This window comes from Streptomyces zhihengii, from assembly GCF_016919245.1.
In the GTDB taxonomy this organism is placed as follows: domain Bacteria; phylum Actinomycetota; class Actinomycetes; order Streptomycetales; family Streptomycetaceae; genus Streptomyces; species Streptomyces zhihengii.
On record NZ_JAFEJA010000001.1, the window covers coordinates 3,148,227 to 3,166,119 of the forward strand.

The 17,893-nt window shown below is 72.2% G+C and carries 16 protein-coding genes; 8 read left to right on the forward strand and 8 right to left on the reverse strand.

Going from position 1 to position 17,893, the window contains the following annotated elements; translation table 11 throughout:
- Positions 1-3: 3 nt before the first annotated feature.
- A complete protein-coding gene (gene cpaB / locus JE024_RS12920) occupies positions 4-726 on the reverse strand; it encodes a Flp pilus assembly protein CpaB (RefSeq protein ID WP_205373730.1) in 723 nt (240 codons plus the stop codon).
- 109 nt (positions 727-835) lie between these two features.
- Positions 836-1,714, reverse strand: a complete 879-nt coding sequence (locus tag JE024_RS12925) for a hypothetical protein (protein ID WP_205373731.1) — start codon at positions 1,712-1,714, stop codon at positions 836-838.
- Positions 1,715-2,047: 333 nt separating this feature from the next.
- Here JE024_RS12925 and JE024_RS12930 point away from each other — a divergent pair, with 333 nt between their 5' ends.
- From JE024_RS12930 to JE024_RS12950, 5 genes are all read left to right on the forward strand, one after another.
- A complete protein-coding gene (locus JE024_RS12930; protein WP_205373732.1) occupies positions 2,048-3,547 on the forward strand; it encodes a hypothetical protein in 1,500 nt (499 codons plus the stop codon).
- Between the two features lie 25 nt (positions 3,548-3,572).
- Positions 3,573-4,184 (forward strand): hypothetical protein, encoded by a 612-nt coding sequence (locus JE024_RS12935; RefSeq protein WP_205373733.1) that lies wholly within the window; start codon positions 3,573-3,575, stop codon positions 4,182-4,184.
- Between the two features lie 124 nt (positions 4,185-4,308).
- Complete coding sequence (locus JE024_RS12940) at positions 4,309-4,764, forward strand: DUF3592 domain-containing protein (protein ID WP_205373734.1); 456 nt, start codon at positions 4,309-4,311, stop codon at positions 4,762-4,764.
- 109 nt (positions 4,765-4,873) lie between these two features.
- Entirely contained in the window at positions 4,874-5,320 is a 447-nt protein-coding gene (locus JE024_RS12945; RefSeq protein WP_205373735.1) for a hypothetical protein, read from the forward strand.
- 159 nt (positions 5,321-5,479) lie between these two features.
- Complete coding sequence (locus JE024_RS12950) at positions 5,480-7,177, forward strand: chitinase (protein ID WP_205373736.1); 1,698 nt, start codon at positions 5,480-5,482, stop codon at positions 7,175-7,177.
- Between the two features lie 86 nt (positions 7,178-7,263).
- Here JE024_RS12950 and JE024_RS12955 read toward each other — a convergent pair whose 3' ends face one another.
- The gene (locus tag JE024_RS12955; RefSeq protein ID WP_205373737.1) at positions 7,264-8,574 is read right to left on the reverse strand and encodes an Nramp family divalent metal transporter; all 1,311 of its coding nucleotides are present in this window, start codon (positions 8,572-8,574) and stop codon (positions 7,264-7,266) included.
- A 291-nt stretch (positions 8,575-8,865) separates the two neighbouring features.
- On the opposite strand from JE024_RS12955, the gene JE024_RS12960 reads away from it, so the two are divergent.
- Positions 8,866-10,239: a M14 family metallopeptidase gene (locus JE024_RS12960; protein WP_205373738.1), complete on the forward strand. Its 1,374-nt coding sequence runs from the start codon at positions 8,866-8,868 to the stop codon at positions 10,237-10,239.
- 25 nt (positions 10,240-10,264) lie between these two features.
- Here JE024_RS12960 and JE024_RS12965 read toward each other — a convergent pair whose 3' ends face one another.
- The 4 genes from JE024_RS12965 to JE024_RS12980 all read right to left on the reverse strand — a co-directional run bounded on the left by JE024_RS12965 (position 10,265) and on the right by JE024_RS12980 (position 14,125).
- Positions 10,265-11,737 carry a GntP family permease gene (locus tag JE024_RS12965; protein WP_205373739.1) on the reverse strand — a complete coding sequence of 491 codons (1,473 nt, stop codon included), beginning with the start codon at positions 11,735-11,737 and terminating at the stop codon, positions 10,265-10,267.
- 191 nt (positions 11,738-11,928) lie between these two features.
- Positions 11,929-12,333: a RidA family protein gene (locus tag JE024_RS12970; RefSeq protein ID WP_205373740.1), complete on the reverse strand. Its 405-nt coding sequence runs from the start codon at positions 12,331-12,333 to the stop codon at positions 11,929-11,931.
- The gene (locus JE024_RS12975; RefSeq protein WP_205373741.1) at positions 12,330-13,094 is read right to left on the reverse strand and encodes an IclR family transcriptional regulator; all 765 of its coding nucleotides are present in this window, start codon (positions 13,092-13,094) and stop codon (positions 12,330-12,332) included. Before JE024_RS12975 ends, JE024_RS12970 begins: the two co-directional genes overlap by 4 nt.
- Positions 13,091-14,125, reverse strand: coding sequence for a sugar kinase (locus JE024_RS12980; protein WP_205373742.1), 1,035 nt, complete (start codon positions 14,123-14,125; stop codon positions 13,091-13,093). Before JE024_RS12980 ends, JE024_RS12975 begins: the two co-directional genes overlap by 4 nt.
- 129 nt (positions 14,126-14,254) lie before the next feature.
- Here JE024_RS12980 and JE024_RS12985 point away from each other — a divergent pair, with 129 nt between their 5' ends.
- Together JE024_RS12985 and JE024_RS12990 are read left to right on the forward strand one after the other, a co-directional pair.
- Positions 14,255-15,538 carry an amino acid deaminase gene (locus JE024_RS12985; RefSeq protein ID WP_244882817.1) on the forward strand — a complete coding sequence of 428 codons (1,284 nt, stop codon included), beginning with the start codon at positions 14,255-14,257 and terminating at the stop codon, positions 15,536-15,538.
- A gap of 41 nt (positions 15,539-15,579) precedes the next feature.
- A complete protein-coding gene (locus JE024_RS12990) occupies positions 15,580-17,181 on the forward strand; it encodes an N-acyl-D-amino-acid deacylase family protein (RefSeq protein ID WP_205373744.1) in 1,602 nt (533 codons plus the stop codon).
- Between the two features lie 32 nt (positions 17,182-17,213).
- On the opposite strand, the gene JE024_RS12995 is transcribed toward JE024_RS12990, so the two are convergent.
- Complete coding sequence (locus JE024_RS12995; RefSeq protein ID WP_205373745.1) at positions 17,214-17,840, reverse strand: alpha-ketoglutarate-dependent dioxygenase AlkB; 627 nt, start codon at positions 17,838-17,840, stop codon at positions 17,214-17,216.
- Positions 17,841-17,893 lie beyond the last annotated feature (53 nt).

The following is a 17,893-nucleotide window of genomic DNA, read 5'->3' on the forward strand; positions in this document are numbered from 1 at the left end:
CCCTCACTTGTTCCGGTCCTCGTCGAGGGTGTACTTGCCTTCACCCGGACGAAGCGTGGTGGGACTGCCCTTGGCGATCAGGGCGAGACGGACGTGGACGGCGAAGGACTCGGCGTACGCGACGCGCTGGGCGTCCTGGGTGTTGAGGGCGAAGGTGATGGGGACGGCCTGGGTGGCGACGGCGTCCCGGTCGTCGCGGCGGGGCTCCAGCGCGGTGAGCCTGCCGACGTCGATGACCTTGGCGTTCGGGACGATGATCCGGGACTCGGCGACCTGGCCCTCGTCGCCGCGGCCCTCCTCGCCGAAGGTGGCGAAGATGTTGACCAGGTCGCCCGGGGTGATCTTGCCGGCGACGCCGGTGGCCGCGTCGATCATGATGGCGATCTCCTGCTCGCCGTTCTCCAGCGCCGGGCGCTTGACGTACATGTCCGTCTGGAGGAGCGACCCCTTGCGGAGCTGGGTGACGGCGATCTTCCCGTCGACCATGGATATGTCGGTCACCGCGCTGGTCGAAAGCCACCGCTCGGGCATGCTGATCTTCTCGAACTGGTCCGCCTGGAGCTGCGTGTACGGCGCGACGTCCGACTTGATGCGATAGGCCGTCACCTCCGGTCCGACCTTGGAATTCACATCGCTGATCACCGACAGCACGCCGACGAAGGCACCGAAGGCGCAGAGGACGGAGAGGAGCAGAAGAATGACACCGCGACGTTGCCGTGAATTCATGAGCGGGACGACCTCGTTGGGGAGTGGGGACGAGAGGGCGGACGGTTCGGCCCGGCCGGGCCCCGGCGGTGCATCGCCGCCACCGGCCGTGTCGAGTGCTGTTCGGCGGTTACGAACTCTGGTGCATGGGTGTTCCCTGGTTCAGGACACCGGACACGCCGGTTCGGTTCTCGGCGGAAAGGAGCGGTGCGGCGCAGAAGCCGCAGCGGTCGCCGATGATCTCCAGACCGCACCAGGAGCATTTCTCCCTCTTCACCGAGGAGACGAGCTGGTAGATGAGGGTGATGTCGGGCAGATAGGCCGCGAATTCGACCAGCTTGGGAGTGCCCCACCAGCGCGGCGACTCCCCGGGCAGCACCGCCTCGTGGACGGCCTGGCAGTGCCAGGCGGGAGCGAGGGTGGCGGTGACCCAGTCGCTCTGGAGCTGTCCCTTGGCGACGACGAGCTGGTTGCCGAACTGGGGGCCCGTCAGCTCCCCGGCGCCGATCCGCACGAGTTCCGGGCTCGGGTTGGCCAGCACCCCGAACTGGGTCCCGGGCACCCATGACTTGGCGTGGGACTTCAGGCTGACCGGCACCCGGTCGAGCCGGGCCACCGAGTTGAGTACGGCGCCCGCGTGGATGTAGTGCGCGAGCAGCCGTGCCGCCGAGGCGATGATGCCGGCGCTGAAGTCGCAGATGGACAACTGGCGGAGCTGGCGCACGAGTACGGCGAGACCGAGCGGCGGCAGGCCCACCTTCAGCAGGGCGAGGCGGTCGGTCTCCAGCACCGAGCGGACGGTGTGCAGTCTGCGCTCGTGGGCCACCGGCAGGGAGGCGGGGTAGAGCACGACGGCGTAGCCGTGCTGCTCCAGCAGGACCTGCATGTCGGCCAGCGCGGCGTCCAGCGGCTGGGCGTCGGGCGGCGGCAGCAGCGCAGCCGTCGGCGTGTGCTGGTCCGTCGGCGGTAGCACCAGATCAGCGCTGGTGACGGCGATGGCGGTCTGCACGCTCAATTTCCCCGTTCGGATCCGGCCGCCGGGCAACCGGCCGCCGCTTCTCCACTGCTCGTGCTCCTCTCAGCACTCTAGCCAGGTCCTTCCGGGCAGAGAACAGTTTTCGGACCCCCCGTGGGCAACCCGTGACGCATGGTGCCCGGAAAACAAGGAGAAAACAGTCGTTCGTCAACTCCTGTCACATGGCGTCGCATTGTGGTCCATCGATTCTGCTGTTTGGGCCCGCATTGGGCCCTCAGGCCCACGCCAGGCGCCAGGGGGCGTGCGTACGCTCCGATTCCGATTCCGTGTGCGAAGCACGCGTGCGACCTGGGAAGGGGGCGTCCGATGAGACGTGACCGGGGGGCGACGGCGACCGAGTACCTCGGCGTCGTGGTGGTCGTCGCCACGCTCGTCGGAGCCGTGACCGGTTCCGGAATAGGCGCCGCGATCACCAAGAAGATCATCTGCGCGATCGACGGCGCCGCCTGCGCCGGCTCGGCGGACACCGCCGACGCCCCCCGCACCGACGCCGACTACGAGCCCCCGCTCTGCCAGGTCTCGTCGTTCAGCGACAAGGCGGGGGCGAAGGCCAAGGTCCTCTTCATCGAGTGGGGCGAGGAGTACGGCTTCCAGCAGCAGACGTTCCAGGCGAAGACCGACGTCAACGGCGACGGCAAGGTCGACGAGAACGACCAGCAGGTCACCATGACGTTCACCGACGCCGCGTCGATCGCCGCGAAGAAGGACTGGAAGCCCGGCGCGAAGGTGGGGAAGTTCGGCTCGGACAAGGTCGAGCTGGGGGCCGGTATCAAGGTGACCAACGGCGACACCTGGGTCTTCGACAGCGAGGCGGACGCACAGGCGTTCCGGGACGACATCGAGAGCCTGAAGACCTACGAACTCTCCAACCGGCACGCCAACTCGCGCGGCGGCGGGCTCGGCAACAGCCTGCTGTACCTCTTCGGCAAGGGCCCGATGGCCGAGGAGGAGAAGCTGCGCGACCGGATCGAGGAGAAGCTCGGCGACCGGCACATCAGCTACGGCAAGGTCGGCTTCGAGGCGAGCGCCGCCGGCGGCATCAAGATCGGCGCGGGGGACGACAAGAAGCTGAGCGCCACCCTCGGCGGCAACTTCAAGTTCGCGCCCGAGGTGACCTGGACGGACAACAACCACAAGGGCACCAAGTCCTACACCTACTCGGCCGCCGTCGAGTACGGCACCAAGGTGGGCTACGAGGCCGGTCCGATCAGCGGGGAGGCCTCCGCCTCCACCACGCAGACGGGCACCATCACCGTCACCCACGACAAGAAGACCGGCGAACTGCTGCGCATCGACATGACGCGCACCGTCGAGAAGGGCGCCACCAAGGACGGCGCCAAGGCCGGCGGGGACAACGGGAAGTCCGGCGACGACAAGCGCGGCGGCAGCGGCGGGGTGAAGGGCTCCGACCAGACGACCGGGATCGAGGTCGTCACCAACTCGGTGGTCCTGGCGCCGGGCGCGGAGGGCGCGGAGCAGCGGGCGATCGCCCAGGCGTGGCTGGACGGGGGCGGCGACCGGGGCGCGCCGTTCGCGTACATGTTCTCGGACAAGGCGCCGACGGCCCGGCCGGGCGACGACGACCCGTTCGGGCAGCTCCTCTTCGACGAGGGCCTGTCGAGCCGCACGGTGTACACCGGGGAGACCCAGGCGGCGGAGTACGGCTTCGAGCTCAACCTGGGGTTGAGCCTCGGCTTCTCGGTCTCGACCGAGAAGAAGGAGGAGACCCTGCAGAACGCCGAGTTCCTCGGGGCGCCCAACGGGAACAGCCGCGACTACATGCCGTACAGCTACTGTGCGAACTGACCGGGCCGAGGGGAGCGCACACACCATGAGCAGCACATTCACCGGGACGAAGGGCGGCGGCGCGAGGCGCCGCGGGCCGCGGCGGGGCGCGTGCGCGGCGGGGCTGGCCGCGCTCGCCCTGCTGGTCACCGCGTGCGGGGACGATCCGGCGGGGGCGCAGGTGCCCGACGGCTGGCAGGTCATGCGGACCGACTCCGTGGAGGTGGCCCGTCCGGCGTCCTTCACCGAGCAGGGCCCCGGCGAGCGCAGCACGTACAACGCCGCGGCGGCGACGCTGGAGGAGGGCGGGCGGACGGTCGCCGTGATCACCGTCCAGCTCGGCTTCACCAACGCCCGGACGCCCGAGCAGGCGGCGATCGGCGCGGAGGCGGGCATCGCGCTCGGCGCGACGGTGGAGGGGCAGCGGGACGTCCGGGTCGCGGGCGGCGAGAAGGTGCGGGACGCCAGGCGGATCGACTTCACGTTCACCGCGCCGGGAGAGCCGGGCGGCCCCGCCGAGGGCACCCGGGTCGACGGGGTGATCGTCGCGGGGCTCGACTCCGCGGAGACGGCGTACGCGGTGCGGGTGGACACGGCACAGGGGGTGCTCTCGGACGCGGACGTGCGCCGGATCGTCGAGAGCATCTCGGTGAAGTAGCGCGGGAGCCGCGCGGAGCGGCGGGCGGAGGGAGACGGCGCCGGGCCGGGCGGCGGGAACGGCATCGCGCGGACGGCGGGCGGTGGGCAGCGGGCGCGGCGCCGGGCGGGACAGGCGGCGGGCGGTGGACACGGACGGGGAGGCGGGCGGGCCGGTGGCGGCGGGAACGGCGGAGGGGCAACTCCTCCTCGGGGTGACCACCCTGCTCCTCGGCGTGCTCACCGCGTTCCGCGCGGGGCGTCTCGCGGGGCTGCTGCGGGCCGTCCGGCACGCCGTCACCACCGGCGGGGAGTGCGTGCGCGTGGAGCCGCCGGCGCGCCGGTGCACCGGGGCCGCGCGGCACTGGTTCGCCTTCCGCACGGCGACCGGGGAGGTGGTCGAGTTCGAGGACTTCAGCCCGTACCCGATGAGCAGCGGGACGCCCGTGACCGTGCGCTACCGCCCGGAGGACCCCCGTGGCTCGGCGAGCGTCGCCGGTACCTGCGGGCGTTCGCCGGTCCTGCGGGGGGCCGTGGCCGCCGCCGGCTGCGCGCTGGTCACCGCGGGCAGCGCGGCGCTGTTCCTCACCGGGCTGCCGTAAGACGTACCGCCGTGAGACGGTCCGCGGCACGCACGCCCCCGCGCGCACGGCCGCCCGCACCGCTCCCGGCGGCTCCCCCCACAGGCACGACGAGGAAGGCAGGCACCAGATGACGCGCTACGACCACCCCGGGGCCCCCGCCCGGTACGACGACGGCCGCGGGGCGGGGTTCCTCGCGCTGACGAAGGCGTGGGCGGCGGGCATCGTCGTCCTGCTCTTCACGGAGTACGTGCAGGTCACCCTCGTCTGGGAGCAGTTCGCCTCGGAGGGCGGGACGGAGTCGTTCACCGGCCGGCTGCTGCTGATCCATCTGCCCAACGCGGTGTGCGTGGCCCTGTCCGCGTGGGCGGCGGGGCGGGTGCACCGGCCGCCGTTCCGGTACCGGACGGGCCCGCACCTGCTCGCCGTGCTGGCGGTGCCGCTGGCCGCGCAGGCGCTCAATCTGGCCCTCCAGGGAGGGGAGCTGGCGGCGGAGGGGGTGCTGATGTCCAGTGCCGTGCTGGCGCTGGGCTGTGTCGCCGGATGGGCGGCCGACCGTCTCCAGGACGGGGACTGACGGGGCCTCACCTTCCGTCAGAGGTCTTGACAACCGAATTGGTCTGGACCAGCTTGTACCTCCACGGTGGCCACCGTTCGGTGCCCCGGCTCCGGGAGCCCCGGTGCCGGGTCTCCGGCAACCTCCCGTACCCCCCGACTCCCCCACCGGAGGACGCAAGTGGACCGCACCTCACCCGCCCGCAGATTGGTGGGCGCCGGCGTGGCGCTCGCCGTCGGCACCGGGCTCTGTCTCCTGGGCACGGCGGGCACCGCCCAGGCCGCCGACGTCAACGTCGTCAAGAACGCGGGCTTCGAGACCGGGCTGAGCAACTGGACCTGCTCGGCCGGCAGCGGCTCCGCCGTCTCCTCCCCCGTCCGCACCGGCGCGGGCGCCCTGAAGGCCACGCCCGCGGGCATGGACAACGCCCGCTGCACGCAGACCCTGACCGTGAAGCCCAACGCGACCTACACGACCAGTGCCTGGGTCCAGGGCGGCCTCACCTACCTGGGCGCGAGCGGCACCGGCACCACCGACGTGTCCACCTGGACGCCCGGCGGCGACTGGACGAAGCTCTCCACCACCTTCACCACCGGCCCGAACACCACCTCGGTCACGGTGTACACCCACGGCTGGTACGGCACCCCCGCCTACCACGTCGACGACGTGAGCGTCTTCGGTCCCGACGGCGGCGGGGGCACCGACCCCGACCCGGTCGTGCCCGCGGTCCCCGGCGCCCCCTCGGTCGGCACCGTGACGACCTCCTCCGTGGCCCTGAGCTGGAGCGCGGTCTCCGGCGCCACCGGCTACCACGTCTACCGCGACGGCGCCAAGGTCCAGTCGGTGAGCGGCTCCTCCGCCACCGTCACCGGCCTGGCCGCCGACACCGCCTACCAGTTCCAGGTCAGCGCGGCCAACGCGGCGGGCGAGTCCGCCAAGTCGGCCGCGGTCACCGGCCGGACGAGCAAGAGCACCGGCAACCCGGGCAACCCGGCCGTGCCGAAGCACGCGCTGACGGGCTACTGGCAGAACTTCAACAACGGCGCCACGGTGCAGAAGCTGCGCGACGTGCAGGCGCAGTACGACATCATCGCGGTCTCCTTCGCCGACTCCACGGCCACCCCGGGCCAGATCGTCTTCAACCTCGACCCGGCGGTCGGCTACGGCTCCGTCGACGAGTTCAAGGCGGACGTCGCCGCCAAGAAGGCCGCCGGCAAGTCCGTGATCATCTCGGTGGGCGGCGAGAAGGGCAACGTCACGATCAACAGCGACGCCTCCGCGACCGCCTTCGCCAACAGCGCCTGGGCGCTGATGCAGGAGTACGGCTTCAGCGGCGTCGACATCGACCTGGAGCACGGCATCAACTCGACCTACCTGACGAAGGCGCTGCGGCAGCTCTCGGCCAAGGCGGGCTCGTCGATGGTGCTGACGATGGCCCCGCAGACCATCGACATGCAGAACACCAACACCGAGTACTTCAAGCTGGCGCTCGCCGTGAAGGACATCCTCACAGTCGTCAACATGCAGTACTACAACAGCGGTTCGATGCTCGGCTGCGACGGCAAGGTGTACTCGCAGGGCTCGGTGGACTTCCTCACCGCGCTCGCCTGCATCCAGCTGGAGGGCGGCCTGGACGCCTCCCAGGTCGGCCTCGGCGTGCCCGCGTCGACCCGCGGCGCCGGCAGCGGCTACGTCGACCCGTCCATCGTGAAGAACGCCCTGGACTGCCTGACCCGGGGCACCGGCTGCGGCGCCTTCAAGCCGTCGAAGACCTACCCGTCCCTGCGCGGCGCGATGACCTGGTCCACCAACTGGGACGCCACCGCGGGCAACGCCTGGTCCAACGCGGTCGGTCCGCACGTGCACAACCTGCCGTAGTCCTCACGGCTCCCCGGTCGACGAGGGCCCGCACCACCGCTCCCCCGGTGGTGCGGGCCCTCGGCGCACGACGGGCGGCGCGGACGTCACCAGGGCAGGTCGCGCACCTGCTGCACGCAGAGCACCACGAAGAGCAGTCCGGCGGCCGCCAGCATCACGTTGCTGACGATGCCGTTGCGCCATTCGGCCGGTGTGCGCGAGGAGTTCAGCAGCCAGAGCAGGGTCAGCGCCAGGAAGGGCATGAAGAAGGCGCCGAGGACGCCGTACGCCACCACCAGGCCGAACGGCTGGTCCAGGAAGAGCAGCGAGATCGGCGGGAAGGTCAGCCACAGCAGGTACCCGCGGAAGGCCACCGACCGCTCCTTGGCGCCCGACGCCACCTCGGCCGCGCCGCCGTCCTCCGCGGCGCCGTCGCCGCCGGCGCGGGCGCGCCGCAGCCGCTCGACGAAGTCGGCGAACATCAGGCTGACGCCGTGCCAGACGCCGATCAGCGAGGAGAAGGAGGTGGCGAAGAAGCCGACCAGGAAGAGCTTCGCGGTCACGGCGCCGTACCGGTCCTCCAGGACCGCGCCGAGGTCGATCAGGCCCCGGTCGCCCTTGGTGAGGGCGATCTCGGAGGCGTGCAGCAGCTCGGCGCCGACGATGAGCATGGCGACGACGAAGATGCCGGTGGTGACGTACGCGACCCGGTTGTCCAGGCGCATCACCTTCATCCAGCGGGTGTCCGTCCAGCCCTTGGCGTTCACCCAGTAGCCGTACGCGGCCATGGTGATGGTGCCGCCGACGCCGCCGATCAGGCCGAGGGTGTAGAGCAGCGAGTCGTCGGGCAGCACCGGCGCCAGGCCGGCGAAGGAGGCGCCGACGTCGGGGCCGACGCGGATCGCGACGTAGACGACGACCACGAACATCACGCCGATGAGGACGGTCATGACCTTCTCGAAGACGGCGTACCGGTTGAACCAGACGAAGGCCAGCCCGACCAGGCCGGTGAGCACGCCCCAGGTCTTGAGGCCGGGGCCGTCGGGGAACAGGGCCACGATGGGCAGGGCGCTGGAGGACATCGCCGTCGCGCCGTAGACGAAGCCCCAGACGACGACGTAGAACGCGAAGTACACGGTGGTCCAGCTCCCGAGGGAGCGCCAGCCGTCGAAGAGGGTGCGGCCGGTGGCCAGGTGCCAGCGCCCGCAGGCCTCGGCGAGCGAGATCTTGACGACGCATCCGATCACGGCCGCCCACATGAGGGTGTAGCCGAACTTGCTTCCCGCGATGAGGGTGGCCACCAGGTCGCCCGCGCCGACACCGGTCGCGGCGACCACGATGCCGGGCCCGATGTAGCGCCAGCTCGACTTCCGGGGGCCCACGGCCCCCGGGGTGCTCTCCTCGGTCGTGTCCGTCATGCGCGGCCGCCTTCCCACTCGTCCCACCAGGTGACTGGGGTCACGTAAGCGGGGCGCGCTTGATCACGCAAGAGGGCCTGCGGTGATCGACTGGGGCGGACCTTGTGCAGAGGCCGGGTGCGCGAGGTCCCCGGCGGGTCCGGTCCGCACGGGCCGCGCGTCCGGCATGGCCGAAGTGACTATTGACCGTGACATGCCACAAATGGACGATGGGGCGGCACGCAACGCACCGCCGCACGGAGCACGGACCCGTCCGACCCGAGCAACCCCCCACACCCCAGGAGCACTTGCATGCGTACACGCCCCTTCGCCCGGCGCCCGTCCGCGCGGCGCCGGGCCGGCAAACGGTCCGCCGCCCTGGCGGCCGTCGTCGCCCTCGCCGTCGCCGTCCCGCTCACCGCGAGCGCGTCCCCCGCCCCCGAGCGGCCCGCGCCCAGCAGCACCGCGGCCGAGGACGCCGAGCGGACCCGGCAGTACCTGATCCACGGCCCCGAGAGCGTCGCCGAGCGCACGGCGATCGCCGCCACCGGCGTCTCCATCGACGAGGTGGACGACCACACGGTCGTGGTCAGCGCCGACGCGGCGCAGGCCGCCCGGCTGCGCGCGATCGGCCACACCCTGAAGGAACTGCCCGGACCGCCGGACCGGCGCATCGCCTCGGCGGACGTCAAGCCGTTCGACTTCCCCTCGGCCGACTCGCGCTACCACAACTACGCCGAGATGACCGCGGAGATCGACCAGCGCATCGCGGCCAACCCGGCCATCATGAGCAAGCGCGTCATCGGCAAGAGCTACCAGGGCCGGGACATCGTCGCGATCAAGGTCAGCGACAACGTGGCCACCGACGAGAACGAGCCCGAGGTCCTCTTCACCCACCACCAGCACGCCCGTGAGCACCTCACCGTGGAGATGGCGCTCTACCTGCTGCGGGAGTTCTCCGAGGACTACGGCACCGACCAGCGGATCACCAGCGCCGTCAACGGCCGCGAGATCTGGATCGTGCCGGACCTCAACCCGGACGGCGGCGAGTACGACATCGCCTCCGGCTCCTACCGGAGCTGGCGCAAGAACCGCCAGCCCAACAGCGGTTCCTCGAACATCGGCACCGACCTGAACCGCAACTGGAACTTCAAGTGGGGCTGCTGCGGCGGCTCCTCCGGTTCCACCGGCTCCGAGACCTACCGCGGCCCGGCCGCCGAGTCGGCCCCCGAGGTGAAGGTCGTCGCCGACTTCGTGCGCTCCCGGGTGGTCGGCGGCAAGCAGCAGATCCGGACCGGCATCGACTTCCACACCTACAGCGAGCTGGTGCTGTGGCCGTACGGCTACACCACCGCCGACACCGCCCCCGGTCTGACCAAGGACGACCGGGACGCCTTCGCGGCCGTCGGCGGCAAGATGGCGGCCAGCAACGGCTACACGGCCGAGCAGTCGAGCGACCTCTACGTCACCGACGGCTCGATCGACGACTGGCTGTGGGGCAACCAGAAGATCTTCGGCTACACCTTCGAGATGTACCCGACCGGCTTCGGCGGGGGCGGCTTCTACCCGCCGGACGAGGTGATCGAGCGCGAGACCAGCCGCAACCGCGACGCGGTGCTGCAACTGCTGGAGAACTCCGACTGCATGTACCGCTCCATCGGCAAGCAGGCGCAGTACTGCTCCTGAGGCCGTGACGCCGCGGGGCGGCCCGCTACACCACCAGGCTCAGCGCCGCCGCCACCGCGAAGCCCGCGACGGAGAGCACCGACTCCAGGACGGTCCAGGTCTTGAGGGTGTCCCGCTCGGAGATGCCGAAGTACTTGGAGACGATCCAGAACCCGCCGTCGTTGACGTGCGAGGCGAAGATGGAGCCCGCCGAGATGGCCATGATGACCAGGGCGAGGAAGGCCTGCGAGTGGCCGCCGTTCTCCACGAGGGGCAGCACGATGCCGGCCGTGGTCACGATCGCGACCGTCGCCGAGCCCTGGGCGACCCGCAGCACCAGCGAGATCAGGTAGGCCAGGACGATCACCGGCAGGCCCACGTCGTTGAAGGTGTCCGAGAGGGCCTGCGCGACGCCGCTCGCCTTGAGCACCGCGCCGAAGACACCGCCCGCGCCGACGACGAGCAGGATGTTGCCCACCGGCTTCAGCGACTGCGTGGACACCGACTCCAGGGACTTGCGCGACCAGCCGCGCCGGATGCCCAGCAGCCAGTACGCCAGCACCAGCGCGATGGTCAGGGCGACGAACGGGTTGCCGAAGAACTCGACGACGGACCGGAAGGTGGACTCGTCGAGGGCGATGGAGGAGAAGGTGGCGGCGAGGATCAGCACCAGCGGGGTGCCGATGATGGCCAGCACCGTGGAGAGCGCGACCGGGTTCTCCCGGGGCTCGCGCCCCGCGGCCCGCTGCTCGGCGAGGACGGCGGCCTTCGACTCCTCGGCGGCCTCCACCATGTCCTGCGGCACCTCGACGAAGACCCGCTTGCCGATCCAGGCGGCGTAGCCCCAGGCCGCGAGGACGGCCGGGACGCCGACGACGACGCCCATGAGGATGACCCAGCCGAGGGAGACGTGGAAGAGGCCGGCGGCGGCCACCGGTCCGGGGTGCGGCGGCAGGAAGGCGTGGGTCATCGACAGGCCGGCGAGCAGCGGCATGGCGTACAGGATGATCGACTTGCCGGACCGCTTGGCCGCGGCGTAGACGATCGGCGCGAGGACGAAGATGCCGACGTCGAAGAAGACGGGGATGCCGAAGATCAGGCCGGTGAGGCCCATGGCGAGCGGGGCGCGCTTCTCGCCGAAGAGGCCGAGCAGCCGGGAGGACAGCACCTCCGCGCCGCCGGACACCTCCAGGATCGCGCCGAGCATGGTGCCCAGGCCGATGATGATGGCGACATGGCCGAGGATGCCGCCCATGCCGGTCTCGATGACGGAGACGGCCGCGGACTTCTGCACGGTGCCGAAGAGTTCGGTGACGGACAGGCCCGCCGCGAGGCCGACGGCTATGGAGACGGCGAGCAGGGCGACGAACGGCTGGAGCCGCACCTTGATGATCAGGTAGAGCAGCAGGGCGATACCGAGGGCGGCGACGGTCAGCAGTCCGGCGGTGCCGTCGATGACGGTGAGGAGCCCGCCGGTGTGGGGGGTGGGTGGCGGGGGCGCGTCGGCGGCTATCAGCATGGGGATCCTTGGCGGGTGGAGCGGTTTCGGGCATGGGTGGGGCGCGGCACGGCGCGGGGGGAGGCCGCGCCGTGCCGTGGAACGGGTGGATCAGGGGAATCAGTCCGGGAAGGGGATCGGTCCGGGGGCGGGACCGTGCCGGGGACCGGTCCGGTGGAGGGATCGGTCCGGGGATCGGTCCGGGAGCCGGATCAGCCCAGGACGGCCAGGGCGTCGATCTCGATGAGCAGGCCGGCGGGCAGCCCGACGTAGACCGTGGTCCGGGCGGCGGGGGCCACCGTCAGGTCCTTGAAGTACTCGTTGTAGATCTCGTTCATCTCGGCGAAGTGGCCCGTGTCCGTGAGGTAGACGCGGATCATCATCACGTCGTCCCAGCTCGCGCCGCCCTCGGTGAGGATCGCCTCGACGTTGGCGAAGGTCTGGAGGGTCTGCTCGCGCAGGGTGGGGCCGGCCGGGGTCGGGGCCTGGCCCTCGGCGGCGGGGAGGAAGCCGACCTGGCCGGCGACCTGGAGGATGTTGCCCTTGCGGACGCCGTGGGAGAACTTCGCCGGCGGCGCGGTGTGGGTGCTCGGGGTGATCGCGGTCTTCTCGGTCATGCGTGTGCTTCCTTCTGGGCTGTCTGTCCTGAGTACTCCCGGGTGATGGCGTCCGCGCAGCGGCGCACCAGCGGGAGGAGGGTGAGGAGTTCGTCGGCGGTCACGACCACGTTCGGCGCGGACACCGACATGGCGGCGACGACACGGCCGTCGGCGCCCCGGATGGGCGCCCCGATGCAGTTGATGGACTCCTCGTGGCCACCCAGGTCGGTGGCCCAGCCCTGTTCGCGTACGGTCGCCAGCTCCCTGAGGAAGGCGGCGGCGTTCGGGATCGAACGGGACGTGTACATGGGGAAGTCGAGCTTCTCGGCGACGGCGCGCCGCTCGGCCTCCGGCAGGTCGGCGAGCAGCAGCTTGGCCACGGCCGCGACGGTGATCGCGACGGGCTTGCCGATCCGCGAGTACATGCGGACCGGGTAGCGGCTCTCGACCTTGTCGATGTAGAGGACCTCGCTCTCCTCGTACACCGCGAGATGGACGGTGTGCCCGATCTGCTCGTTGAGCGCGACGAGGTGGGGGTGGGCGATCTCCCGTACGTCGAGGTTCTCGACGGCCTCCTGGGCGAGGGCGAACAGGCGGGCGCCGAGGCGGTAGCGCTGGTCCTGCTGGCGGTAGACGAGGCCGTGCTCGTGGAGGGTGCGCAGCAGGCGCAGCGCGGTGGACTTGTGGACGCCGAGCCGGTCGGCGACCTGTCCGAGGTCGGCGGGTCCCTGGGCGAGCAGCGGCAGGATGCTGAGCGCGCGGTCGACGGTCTGGCTCATGGTGTGGGCACCTCCTGGTCCTGGCCCGTCCAGCCGGGGCCGAGGTGCAGTCTCCCCCAGGCGTCGTCGTCGAGGCCGACCAGCCGGGCGGCGTGCGCTGCCGGGGGCGGCTCGGCCAGGTCGCCGGGGACGGTGAGCGCCGCGGCGGCCCAGAGGTGGCCGTACCGCAGCCGCTCGCCCACGGGCAGCTCCCGCAGGGTCGCGGAGAGGAAGCCGGCGGCGAAGGCGTCCCCGGCCCCGGTGGCGGCGACGACGTCGACGACGGGGGCGGGGGCATGGGTGACGGTGTCGCCGGCGGCGCCGCGGGTGTAGGCGACCGCGCCCTCGGCGCCCCGCTTCACCACGAGCGTCGCCGGCTCGGGCAGCGCGCGCCGGACGGCGTCCGGGCCGCCCCGCACGTCCCACGCCTCCTCGGCCTCGTCCTCGCCGACGAAGACGATGTCCGCGCCGCGCGCGAGGTCCAGCAGCACGCGGGCGCCGTCGGTGCCGCGCCACAGGCCGGGGCGGTGGTTGACGTCGAAGGAGAGCGGCGGGCGGCCGTCGCGGCGGGCCGTGAGCGCGCGCATCAGCTCCAGGCAGCCGGCGGAGAGCGCGGCGGTGATGCCGGAGACGTGCAGCAGCCGGCCCGACCACACCGCCTCCGGCGGCACGGTCCCGGGCGACATGGCGGACGCGGCGGAACCGGCCCGGTAGTAGACGACCTCGTGGCCCTCGCTCACCCGGTCGGCCGCGGTGCGGAAGTAGACGCCCGTGGGGCGGTCCGGGTCGCGGACGACCGCCGCGGTGTCGACCCCGTACGCGGCGATCGCGGCCACCAGGTGGTCGCCGAAGCCGTCGGCGCCGACCCGGCCGACCCAGCGGACCCGGTGTCCGGCGGCGGCGAGCGCGCAGGCGAGGTTGGACTCGGCCCCGCCGATGCCGCGGACGAACGACGGCACGTCGGCCAGGCGTCCCGGCCGGGTGGGCAGGAACGTGACCATGGACTCGCCGAGGCAGACGACGTCCACGGGTCCGTGCACGCTCGCGGTCATGATCGCGGGGGCTCCTCGCTGGTCGGTCACCGGGCCCATTGACCCGGTGTTGGCTCGGATGTTAGACAGCGGTAAGCGAAATACGCAATGAGCGTTGCACATCATGCAACACCGCCGAGGAGGGCTCCCATGGCCGCCGACCACGCCGCCGACGCCGTCGACAGGCTTGCCGACGAACCGGTCGACCACCGCTTCAAGGCGCTCCCGCCCGACGCGCAGGGCCTCACCGTCGGCGAGCTCGCCTCGGCCCGGCGTGACCTGTTCACCGGGGGCTTCACCACACCCGTGCTGGCGCTCTCCGCCGAGTCGCTGGAGCACAACCTGGCCCTGCTGGAGACCTACGCCGAACGCCATGGTCTCGCCTTCGCCCCGCACGGCAAGACCTCCATGTCCCCCCAGCTCTTCGCCCGGCAGCTGGAGCGCGGCGCCTGGGGCATCACCGCGGCCGTGCCCCACCAGGTCCGCGTCTACCGCGCCTACGGGATCAGCCGGATCTTCCTCGCCAACGAGGTCGTCGACGCCGCCGCGCTGCGCTGGATCGCCGGGGAGCTCGACGCCGACCCCGGCTTCCGGCTCGTCGTCTACGTCGACTCGGTCCGCGGCGTGGAGCTGATGGACGAGGCCCTGCGCGGGGTGTCCCGCCCGCTGGACGTCGTGGTCGAACTGGGCGCCGGCGACGGCGCCCGCACCGGTGTGCGCACCGAGGCCGGGTGCGCCGCCGTCGCCGACGCGGTCGCCGCCGCGGAGAGCCTGCGGCTGGTCGGCGTGGCCGGCTACGAGGGCGAGGTCCCGCGGGCCGACGGCGACAGCGTGCGGGCCTGGCTGCGCCGGCTGGTGGCGCTCGCCGCCGCCTTCGACGCCGAGGGCCGGTTCGCGGACACCGGCGAGATCGTGGTCAGTGCGGGCGGCAGCGCCTGGTTCGACGCCGTCGCGGACGTCTTCGCCACGATCCCCGCGCTGTCGGCCCCCGTGCTGAAGCTGCTGCGCTCCGGCGCGTACGTCTCGCACGACGACGGCCACTACCGGCATCTGACCCCGTTCAACCGGGTGCCCGCGGAGGGCTCGCTCCAGCCCGCGTTCCGGCTGTGGGCCCAGGTGGTCTCCCGCCCGTCGCCCGAGCAGGCCTTCCTCAACGCCGGCAAGCGGGACGCCGCGTACGACCTCGACCTGCCCGAGGCGCAGGCCGTCCGCGACGCCCGCACGGGCGCCGTCCGGCCCGCCGACGGCATCACCGTCACCGGTCTGTCCGACCAGCACGCCTGGGTGCGCACCGACGCCGGCGCCGAGCTGGAGGTGGGCGACTGGGTCGGCATGGGGCTGTCCCACCCGTGCACCTCGTTCGACAAGTGGCAGCTCATCCCGGTGGTGGAGCAGGACGGGACGGTCACGGACTTCATCCGGACCTTCTTCTGATCCCCTCCTCCCCCGCCCCGGCACCGAAAGGCACCGCTCCCATGGACCTCGTCATCCGCGACGCCCGCGTCATCGACGGCACCGGCGGTGCCTCCTACCGCGCCGACGTCGGCGTCGACGCCGGGCGCGTCACCGCGATACGCCGCGAGGGCGGCGGCCCCGCCCTCACCGGCGGGCGCGTCCTCGACGCGCACGGCCTCGCCCTCGCCCCCGGCTTCATCGACATGCACGCCCACAGCGACCTCGCCCTGCTGCGCGACCCGGACCACTCGGCGAAGGCCGCCCAGGGCGTGACGCTGGAGGTCCTCGGGCAGGACGGGCTGTCGTACGCGCCCGTGGACGACGCCACGCTCGACGCCGTGCGCCGGGCCATCACCGGCTGGAACGGCGACGGCGGCGACATCGACTTCGACTGGCGCTCGGTCGGCGGGTACCTGGACCGCCTCGACCGGCAGGGCATCGCCGTCAACGCCGCGTACCTGGTGCCGCAGGGCACGGTCCGGATGCTGGCCATGGGCTGGGAGGACCGGCCGGCCACGCCCGCCGAGCTCGACCGGATGCGGCAGCTCGTCGCCGAGGGCATGGAGCAGGGCGCGGTCGGAATGTCGTCGGGGCTCACCTACACGCCCGGCATGTACGCGAGCGACGCCGAACTGACGGAGCTGTGCCGTGTCGTGGCCCGCTACGACGGCTACTACTGCCCCCACCACCGCTCCTACGGCGCGGGCGCGCTCCAGGCGTACGAGGAGATGGTCGGGCTCACCCGGGAGGCGGGCTGCGCCCTGCACCTGGCGCACGCCACGATGAACTTCGGCGTGAACAAGGGCAAGGCGCCCGATCTGCTGGCGCTGCTCGACGGCGCGCTCGACGCGGGCGCCGACATCTCCCTCGACACCTATCCGTACACCCCCGGCTGCACCACGCTCGTGGCGATGCTGCCGAGCTGGGCGGGCGAGGGCGGCCCGGAGGCGGTCCTCGCGCGGCTGCGCGACGACGCGACCGCCGAGCGGATCCGCCACCATCTGGAGGTGACCGGCTCGGACGGCTGCCACGGTGTGCCGATCGAGTGGGACACCATCGAGATCTCGGGGGTGGGCGAGCCCTCCCTCGCCGGCCATGTCGGCCGCACGGTCGAGGAGTCGGCGCGGCTGCGCGGCGAGGAGCCGTGGGTCACGGCGCGGCGGCTGCTGATCGGGGACCGGCTCGGGTCGACGATCCTCCAGCACGTCGGCCACGAGGAGAACGTGCGCGCCATCATGCGGCACCGCGTCCACACCGGCGGCAGCGACGGGATCCTCCAGGGCGCCAAGCCGCACCCCCGGGCGTACGGGACGTTCCCCCACTACCTCGGCCGGTACGCGCGGGAGCTGGGCGTCCTCGGCCTGGAGGAGGCCGTGGCGCATCTGACCTCCCGCCCGGCGGCCCGGCTGCGCCTCGCGGACCGGGGCCTGGTCCGCGAGGGATACCGCGCCGACCTGGTGCTCTTCGACCCGGACACGGTCGCCGCCGGGTCGACGTTCGAGCAGCCGCGCACCCTCCCGGTCGGCATCCCGCACGTGCTGATCGACGGCCGGTTCGTCATCGAGGACGGCGTCCGCACCGATGTGCTGGCCGGCCGCTCCGTGCGGCGCGCCTCCCGCTGACGCGGGCGGGCGCCGGCTCCCCGGCCGGAGGCTCAGTTCACTCCGCGCGGGCGGAACTGGACGCTGATCCGCGGCCCCGCGGAGCGCGCCGTCTTCGGCACGGCGTGCTCCCAGGTGCGCTGGCACGACCCGCCCATCACGATCAGGTCGCCGTGCCCGAGCGCCCGGCGCACCGATGATCCGCCGCCCACCGGCCGCAGCAGCAGGTCCCGCGGGGCGCCGACGGAGAGGATCGCCACCATGGTGTCCTCGCGCGCGCCCCGGCCGATCCGGTCGCCGTGCCAGGCCACGCTGTCGCGGCCGTCGCGGTAGTAGCAGAGCCCGGCCGTGACGAAGGGTTCGCCCAGCTCGTCCGCGTACCGCGCGGACAGGGCGTCGCGGGCGCGCTCCAGCACGGGGTGGGGCAGCGGCTCGCCCTGCTTGCAGTACGAGAGCAGACGCGGCACCTCGACCGTCCGCTCGTACATCCGGCGGCGCTCGGCGTGCCAGGGCACGCCCGCCGCGAGGTCCCCGAACAGCGCGTCCGCGCCGGCGAGCCAGCCGGGCAGCGTGTCGATCCAGGCGCCGTCGCCGAGCACGGTGCGCCGGACGTCCGTGAGCGGACCGAGGCGGATCTCGTCGGTCTGGTCGAACAGGGAGCCCTGAAGGTGTGCTGCCATGGTTCCACCGTACTCCGAAATAGAACATACGAACGAATGGCCGCGACCGTACG

Excerpts from the sequence above, each read along its gene's own strand:
- JE024_RS12980 (WP_205373742.1), bottom strand. The coding sequence starts at position 14,125 with ATGACCGCGAGCGTGCACGGACCCGTGGACGTCGTCTGCCTCGGCGAG.
- JE024_RS12935 (WP_205373733.1), top strand. The coding sequence starts at position 3,573 with ATGAGCAGCACATTCACCGGGACGAAGGGCGGCGGCGCGAGGCGCCGC.
- JE024_RS12945 (WP_205373735.1), top strand. The coding sequence starts at position 4,874 with ATGACGCGCTACGACCACCCCGGGGCCCCCGCCCGGTACGACGACGGC.
- JE024_RS12995 (WP_205373745.1), bottom strand. The coding sequence starts at position 17,840 with ATGGCAGCACACCTTCAGGGCTCCCTGTTCGACCAGACCGACGAGATC.
- JE024_RS12960 (WP_205373738.1), top strand. The coding sequence starts at position 8,866 with ATGCGTACACGCCCCTTCGCCCGGCGCCCGTCCGCGCGGCGCCGGGCC.
- JE024_RS12975 (WP_205373741.1), bottom strand. The coding sequence starts at position 13,094 with ATGAGCCAGACCGTCGACCGCGCGCTCAGCATCCTGCCGCTGCTCGCC.
- JE024_RS12985 (WP_244882817.1), top strand. The coding sequence starts at position 14,255 with ATGGCCGCCGACCACGCCGCCGACGCCGTCGACAGGCTTGCCGACGAA.
- JE024_RS12965 (WP_205373739.1), bottom strand. The coding sequence starts at position 11,737 with ATGCTGATAGCCGCCGACGCGCCCCCGCCACCCACCCCCCACACCGGC.
- JE024_RS12930 (WP_205373732.1), top strand. The coding sequence starts at position 2,048 with ATGAGACGTGACCGGGGGGCGACGGCGACCGAGTACCTCGGCGTCGTG.
- cpaB (WP_205373730.1), bottom strand. The coding sequence starts at position 726 with ATGAATTCACGGCAACGTCGCGGTGTCATTCTTCTGCTCCTCTCCGTC.
- JE024_RS12970 (WP_205373740.1), bottom strand. The coding sequence starts at position 12,333 with ATGACCGAGAAGACCGCGATCACCCCGAGCACCCACACCGCGCCGCCG.
- JE024_RS12955 (WP_205373737.1), bottom strand. The coding sequence starts at position 8,574 with ATGACGGACACGACCGAGGAGAGCACCCCGGGGGCCGTGGGCCCCCGG.
- JE024_RS12990 (WP_205373744.1), top strand. The coding sequence starts at position 15,580 with ATGGACCTCGTCATCCGCGACGCCCGCGTCATCGACGGCACCGGCGGT.